Raw genomic sequence first — 6,381 nt, forward strand, 5'->3', positions numbered from 1 at the left:
CAGGTGGCCTTGGTCATATGCCCGATTCGAGACCCGGGTTGCCTGGTGCTCGCCGCACACCTCTGGCTAATATTCGAACATGGGTTCGACTAGCGATGAAACGCCGCGAACCGAAGGCACGGAACCGGAGCTGGTCTACCCGAGCAGGACCGGCCACTACTACCGGACCCTGACCTACCCGCCGCGGCCGGTCTGGGTGCGGCTGGACGCGATCCTGGTCCGTGACCCGGGGATCCCGCGGCACGTGAACGGCGCCGGTGTCATCATGCGCGGCGAGCGCCCCGGAACCCTGACGCACTGGCTGCCCACCGTCGACGGGGACTGGATCGGCCGGGTGACCTACAGCATCCAGTTCGCCGACGGCCGTCCGGATCTGCACGTGCGCGACCAGTTGGTCCCGGCCTACGCGCTGCGCCCGCGTCGCACCGGACAATCCGGACCGGATTCCATCTGATCGGCTGCGCGAGAATGCGATGTGAACGGGGCCGGGTTCATTGCCATGAATTTGCCTGTCGCGCCTGTTTTCGTGAGACCGCTGTGAGTGCCCTACTCGCCCCGGTTTGCCGGAACGGAATCCCCGGCCGGAATGGGTCGTCCGGCCGGTCGCCGATCCAGTTGTCGCAGTAAGGGGCCGGTGATACGTTGCCCGGCATGGGATTTCAGTTGCCGCATCCCGAGGTGCTGTGGGCACGTGTGACCGTCTTGGACGTGATCACCTTCGCCACGCACACCGATGGGGTCGCGGGCGGACAGGAGATCGGGCAGACGGCCGCAGTGGAGGGCGGCCGGCTGATCAGCGACGACGGCGAGGGCAATTGGTACTCGCTGGTCAGATATCCCGGCGAGCGCGCGCTGCTATTCGGGAGGGACGAGGACAACGAGGTCACCGGGACCTCCTACGATCCGCTGGCCGCGGCCCCCGCATGGGTGCGCTCGGTGGAACCGACCGCGAAGCTGCCCGGCGGCGTGCAAGGCCCGGTCAGCTTCGTGCGCTGGTGGGAATTCGGCCGCTGGCAGCACACGCCGACCGACCTGGACGACGGCTTGGAGCTGAGCCTCAGCGCCGCCTCCGACCGGGAGAGCTTCACCGGCAGCGTCATGAGCGCCGCCATCCACGCGAAGTGGGTGGAGATGGACTACGAGGCGGGCAAACTGACCGCGCTCACCGTCGACCCGACTGCCCTGCACGCGCTGTGCGATGCCACCGAGAACGGCACCGTGACCAAAACCCACTTCTACTTCCTCCCGCCGGGCCTCACCGCCCCCGTCTTCACGTATCTCGCCGACGCAGGCGTCCTGACCGCCACCGACAAGCCCACCGAACCCCTGCCGTAACCGCCGAGACGCCATACCCCGCCATTCGAGCGAAAGGGGCTCCCATTCTGGGAGCCCTTCTTGCGGGTGGTCCGCGCCGGTCCTCACCCGCCGCCCGGCTCGGTCGAGACTTTCTCGTGGATGGCGATCGTACGAAGCAACCGCGTCCGGTAGGTGAGCTCGAGGATCACCATCCTCCTGTCATCGAGCATTTCTCGATACGAAATCGTACCTTCAGGGGGTATATGTGGATTGACGTCCACGTCTTCCCGGGAGAATGCGAAAGAACCGGCTAAGTCGGCTTGGGTGAGTCGAACCTCTTTTCTGGGAATGAGAGTCAAGAGCGCGGCGACATCAACCGCGGACGCCCCGGTGACGCGGAGCGACACGGTGGAGAACGGTCCGGCGTCAGGGCGTCCTTCGAATTCGCGAACGTGAGTATTCGTGCTGTCGACTTCGCGTAGCGATACCGCGAATATCTCCGATACCGTCTCCGGAGTGATATCGGAAGAGGCCACCCTTTCGATGAGAAAACGAATCCGGCTGATCGAGAACATGTCGTCGTCGATGACGATCCTCCTTTATGATCTGCGGGTTGCGTGCCACAATGCCTCTTGTTCCGCCAGTGCCTGCCGTGGACTCATGAACCCGTGATCCAGCATCATTCGAAATCGGGAATGCAAATACTGTCCGACGAATTCGTCTTCGAAATATCGCCTCCAGAATGTTCCGTATTCTTCCCTGGTCGTACTCATGATCTCCCTCTCGAAACCCAGAGCCATGAGGTCGATGGTCTCGTCCTCGGAGACACCGTTGAGGTGCATATCGTACATATACTCGTAGAGTCCACCTTGCCGGCCCGGCACGGCTATCCGAGGATGATCCGGGTGATTCTGCGATATTTCTCGCAATCCGCCGACGGCAGTGAATTGGGCACGACCTTCGTCTCGTAGGCGCAAGTGCTTGTTGTCGTCTATCCACCGGAGGGGTGAGGTCTGGTCGTCATAGGGCACCGTTTGTGGCCGTGGGCCATGGGCATGCCCCAGCTCGTGAGCGAGGGTCGCGGTTGTCGTCTCTGCCTTGCCCTTGTAGTGGTGATTTATAGTGATGACTCTATTGGTTCTATCCGTATAACTTCCTTTTTCTCCGGGTGGGCCGTGACGTATCTGCCATCCCTTTCGCTGGATGTCGTCGAGCTTCGGGACGAGTATCGAGGGGAGGCCGCTACCAGTTCATCGACCTCCGGACCCAAGCCGGTGTCGGGACGAGGGCCGCGCGGAGTATTCGTACCGCTGCCCGAAGAGTCCGATCCGGCATTCGAAGCGCCCGGCGCCGCAGCCGAGGGCGTGGAGCGTCGTATGACATCGGAATACTCGCGGTCTGCTTGCAGCTTCTCGATATTCCCGGTACGGAGGTGACCGGCCACCCGCCTCTCAGGAAGCGAAGCGGCGGTCGCCGTCCGTCCGATGAGCTCTGTGAGCTGTTCGGTGACTTCTTCGGTTATACGGCGACGCGGACTCACTTACCCTCTCGAGCGTCGAGCGAGCAAAACCATCGTGTTCGAAACCGGGTGCCGGTCACACGCGAACAGCAACAATCGCATCGGCGCTCGCGGGCACCGTGAACCGAGACTGCGGCACTCCCACCCGAGCAAGTGTCGGCAATGCCGGGTACGACTGCCCGCCCTTGTTCCCCATACCGGGAAGTGTTCCGGCTCAGCTGGATTCAGCTCGCGTAGATGCCGATGACCGGTTTCCTCGATGGTTCGAGGGTGGCCAGCAACGTCCGCATGATCTCGTCGCTCACCGCGACACAGCCCGCGGTCGGCCTGCCGACCTCGACGTGGACGAAGAAGGCCGAGCCTTGATTCGGCACCACAGGAAACCGGTTGTAGTCGATGACCAGCGCATAGTTGTACTGCGGATCGGTTCGCCCGAGATTCTCGCTGCGGGTGGTATCGAACGGGCATTCGCCTTCGGTGCACTGGAATTTCTGGTTGTAGAGCGGGCTTTCGGTGTCGGAGACCCACCACCAGGTATTGGACGCATCCACCGACAGATAGGGAAGCTGCGCGCCCACGCCGGGCAAGCGGCCGAAACCTTCGGTCAACGCGAAGGTCCCCTCCGGCGTGTACGCGGCGCCTTCTCTGGCCTCCCGCGAGATCCCGGCCGCCCCGACCCAGGCCGGTACCGCCAAGGTGCGCCCCCAGCGCCGAAATCGATCTCGCTGCCACAGTTCCAACGTCCCACGGTCCGCGCCCGCCGCCGCCGTCACCCAGACGACTTGAGTCCCCGGAACCGAGCCCGGATCGAACGGTGGCCGATCCCTGGTGATCCTCGGCAGCAACACGATCCCGAGTACCGCGACGACGGTGACGAGAACCCCCGCCGCGGCCCATCGCCGTACCGTCCCACGCCGAGCCCCGACATCGGTCAAAACTGTTCACGCTCCCGTGATTAGGAAGTAGGCATATGCCCGCTGCGATACCGTCCACGCCGGTGTCGGGACGCAGTGTGCCACGCGGTGGATATCGTATGCGCTGGCGGATGCCGGGTGTCCGAGGTTCGCAGTAGGGGTTCGATCAGCGGCAATCGCAAGGAATTCGAACCGGATACGTAGGCGAGTGGTACATGGCTGAGGCAAGCGTGAGGTAGCCCGCTCGAGGTGTGCCACTCGCCATTTGTCGTCGTCGGGCTACGGCTTCCCAGTATTGAGCCCTCACCGCGAGTGGACCGTCGAACGGAGCTGGTGCATGGTGGGGTGGCATGTGCGATGCTGCCGGGTGTCTCGACCCTCCCGGCTGCTGAGGTCGGTGGGGTCTTGGCATGACGACAGGACGCAGAATCAACGGGGAGTGAGATGCAGTCCAGGACTCTATGGTTAGCAGCGCGAGCACGCGACGGCTTGTTGTTGCTGGCAGCCTTGGGGTGGCTCGTCGCCAAGGTCGAGGTCATGGATGTCCCCACCAGGATCCAGGGAGTCGTGCACTTCCGGCACGTGTGGGACGGCACCCGGTTTCGCAGCACCGCAACGCTATTCCTGATCATCGCGATCGCGGCGGCGATCGGCGGTTGGCGGCTGTGGCGTGTGGTGGAAAGCTCGCGCCGGCGGGGCTGGCAGAATTCGGCGGCCGCGGTGATCGTCGGTGTCGTGGTGTGGGCGGCGGCGATCACAGTGCTGCTGGTTGTGTGGGGCGTGCTGGACAGCAGCGGTTATATCCCGTTCGAGGAGTTGCCATCCTCGCCCCGATACGGATTGCTGATGCTGTGGCTGGTCGCCGGAGTGCTGCTCGGCGTCGCGGCGCTGACGACCGTCATCACGCTGTCGGAGGCCATTCGCGCAGACGTGAAGGACGACGAGCGGTCCGGCGTTGCTCATGCGGTCGGCACGGGAGCGTTCGCGGTGGCGGCGGCACTGGTGTGCGTGGTGGTCGCTGTCGTCAGCGCGAAACCCGCCGGAGTGGTCGGCTCCACGGTCACCGCGGCCGCGCTGCCCGAGCCCACATCGGCGGCCCCGGTGCTGGATCTCACCCGGATCACCCTCGCCCACCATGTCGGCGGTCCCGACAGCATCGGCGTGACCGCCTACGGTCTGTACACCACGCACGTCGGCCAGTTGACCGTTATGGATCCGCGTACCGGAGCGACTCGCTGGTACGTCCGCCGTCCAGCGCTGCAGCCCGTTGTGAGCACCGCCGACGCGAGCCGCGTCCTTGTGGTCCGGTGGACCAACCCATACTGCGACAACGACTCCTGCGCTGAGAGCCGGGTGCACGCCTATGCCGCCGACACCGGGCAGGAACTATGGAGCCGCGACATCGGAAAGGTGCCGGACCAGCAGCAGGGCTGGTCGGAATATTCCGACCCGAACCAGCCCAGTCCGGAACGATTGACGCGCAACAACCCCCGCACCGGGGCCCCGATGTGGACGGTCCAAGCCGAAGACCTCGGTTGCACACCCGGCCTGGTCATCTACGGAAAACTCGTGTGGACCGTGCGAGCCGGCGCGGTGCAGTTCAGCTGCGCGACATCGAAGACCGCCGAGATCTATGAGCCGAGGATCGTCGGCGCGTTGGACCCCGAATCGGGACGGGTGCTGTGGACCCGCACATCGGTTCCCCACGAACATCTGACTCTCCCGAACGTCCCCGACGATCCCACCGACCCCGTCGCTACGGTCCTGCGAAGGGATGCCGGGTCCAGCTCTCGAACCCGCAACCTCGACATTCTGGATGCACGCACCGGCCGACCGCTCGGCGCCCAGAAACTCGGCGACAACACCGGAGCCGACGCCCCGGGCGGGTATCCGCTGACGCGCGGCTATCTTTTGACGGTCACCGGCAACACCGCCCATCTGACCGGGCCTGACGGGCACGAGCTGTGGACGGCGCCGCTGCCGGCGCCGCCGCGGATCTCCGGGACAATTCCGCCGTCCGGCCCGGCCTGGATCAGTGGCAACGCGCTACTCGTCACCGTCGGTGCCGCGGATCGGAACTGGATCGTCGCCTACGACCTCGCCAGCGGTCAACCCACCGTGCTGGCCGGGCCCGCTCCCACGCCCGCGGGAGACCGACCGCTGATCGATGTTCCGGTCACAGCCACGCTCGTCACGCGGCCGGACCCACCGCCCTCCATCTCCGCACAACTCTCGATCGCTCCCTGGGGCACGCTGGTCACCGGCTACAACCATCACCTGCTCATCCCCACCCGCTGAACATCCACCCGCCGCCAGGCACCAGACGCCTGGACAACTCGTCGACCACGACCAGTCATCATGCAGCACAGCCGATTCCGCCACCACGCATACGAATCACAACCACGTAAGACACGGTCTCAGGACGAAGCGCTGCGGGAGGTGACGAAGACTTGGGTGAGGCTGTGTCATCTCGTGTCATCGACGCGGCTGAACTGGTTGACGAGAACGGCCCCTGGCCAGAGGCTGGCGGATTCGAGGGGTCGTCGCAACACTCGTTGTCGTGTTAGGCGGCGATTAGCGTAGCCAGACGCTCGGCTGGGGTATCCCAGTCGAGCGTTTTGCGTGGTCGGCCGTTGAGTTCGGCGGCGACGG

The 6,381-nt window shown here is 64.7% G+C and carries 5 protein-coding genes; 3 read left to right on the plus strand and 2 right to left on the minus strand.

Features of this window, described 5'->3' with window-relative positions:
* Nucleotides 1–79 precede the first annotated feature (79 nt).
* Together GVY39_RS27240 and GVY39_RS27245 are read left to right on the plus strand one after the other, a co-directional pair.
* Nucleotides 80–454, plus strand: coding sequence for a hypothetical protein (locus GVY39_RS27240; protein WP_159930668.1), 375 nt, complete (start codon nucleotides 80–82; stop codon nucleotides 452–454).
* Nucleotides 455–651: 197 nt separating this feature from the next.
* Nucleotides 652–1,335 (plus strand): hypothetical protein, encoded by a 684-nt coding sequence (locus tag GVY39_RS27245; protein ID WP_159930667.1) that lies wholly within the window; start codon nucleotides 652–654, stop codon nucleotides 1,333–1,335.
* 83 nt (nucleotides 1,336–1,418) lie between these two features.
* Here GVY39_RS27245 and GVY39_RS27250 read toward each other — a convergent pair whose 3' ends face one another.
* Nucleotides 1,419–1,871: a hypothetical protein gene (locus GVY39_RS27250; RefSeq protein ID WP_159930666.1), complete on the minus strand. Its 453-nt coding sequence runs from the start codon at nucleotides 1,869–1,871 to the stop codon at nucleotides 1,419–1,421.
* A 1,168-nt stretch (nucleotides 1,872–3,039) separates the two neighbouring features.
* Nucleotides 3,040–3,750 carry a L,D-transpeptidase gene (locus GVY39_RS27255; protein ID WP_159930665.1) on the minus strand — a complete coding sequence of 237 codons (711 nt, stop codon included), beginning with the start codon at nucleotides 3,748–3,750 and terminating at the stop codon, nucleotides 3,040–3,042.
* Between the two features lie 468 nt (nucleotides 3,751–4,218).
* On the opposite strand from GVY39_RS27255, the gene GVY39_RS27260 reads away from it, so the two are divergent.
* Nucleotides 4,219–6,027 carry a PQQ-binding-like beta-propeller repeat protein gene (locus tag GVY39_RS27260; RefSeq protein ID WP_159989360.1) on the plus strand — a complete coding sequence of 603 codons (1,809 nt, stop codon included), beginning with the start codon at nucleotides 4,219–4,221 and terminating at the stop codon, nucleotides 6,025–6,027.
* The last annotated feature ends 354 nt before the right edge of the window (nucleotides 6,028–6,381 follow it).

Origin of the sequence: Nocardia sp. CY15, assembly GCF_009829295.1 — a bacterium.
In the GTDB taxonomy this organism is placed as follows: domain Bacteria; phylum Actinomycetota; class Actinomycetes; order Mycobacteriales; family Mycobacteriaceae; genus Nocardia; species Nocardia sputi.

What these genes read in the sequence shown, in the direction of transcription:
- GVY39_RS27240 (WP_159930668.1), top strand. Translation starts at nt 80, where the DNA reads ATGGGTTCGACTAGCGATGAAACGCCGCGAACCGAAGGCACGGAACCG.
- GVY39_RS27245 (WP_159930667.1), top strand. Translation starts at nt 652, where the DNA reads ATGGGATTTCAGTTGCCGCATCCCGAGGTGCTGTGGGCACGTGTGACC.
- GVY39_RS27250 (WP_159930666.1), bottom strand. Translation starts at nt 1,871, where the DNA reads ATGTTCTCGATCAGCCGGATTCGTTTTCTCATCGAAAGGGTGGCCTCT.